Below are 378 nucleotides of genomic sequence, written 5' to 3'. Positions count from 1 at the left end.
GAACAATTAGTCCACGATAAACTCTTTGGCACCACTTTTACCGCTAATCAATATACACTTCATGGCCAAAAAATGGAACCCATCGCTAGAGAATTTTTCATTCAAAAAACTAATTTAACTTTTGAAGACACTATTTTCACTGATGATCAAGTTAACCTTTTTTCTGCTTCTTTAGATGGCTATAATGAAAAACATCAAGCTGTTTTAGAAATTAAATGTCCTTATATTAATGAAAATCAAGAAGTCTCATCCACTTGGACTGGTTTTTTAAATCACCCTCAACTAGAAAATATCCCTCAATACTACTGGGCCCAAGTTCAATGTCAACTCTATTGTAGTCAAGCGAACTTCGCTTACTTTTTAGTTTATTTTAACGAC

Annotated in this window: 1 protein-coding gene; it reads left to right on the top strand. The window is 33.1% G+C overall.

Going from position 1 to position 378, the window contains the following annotated elements; translation table 11 throughout:
- A partial coding sequence (locus RI01_RS03205; protein WP_017193232.1) for a lambda-exonuclease family protein occupies positions 1–378 on the top strand: 378 nt, incomplete at both ends.

The organism is Italian clover phyllody phytoplasma str. MA1 (assembly GCF_000300695.1).
Taxonomy (GTDB): domain Bacteria; phylum Bacillota_I; class Bacilli_A; order Acholeplasmatales; family Acholeplasmataceae; genus Phytoplasma.
Note: the sequence above shows the minus strand (reverse complement) of the source record. Positions and strands in the feature narration are given on the sequence as shown.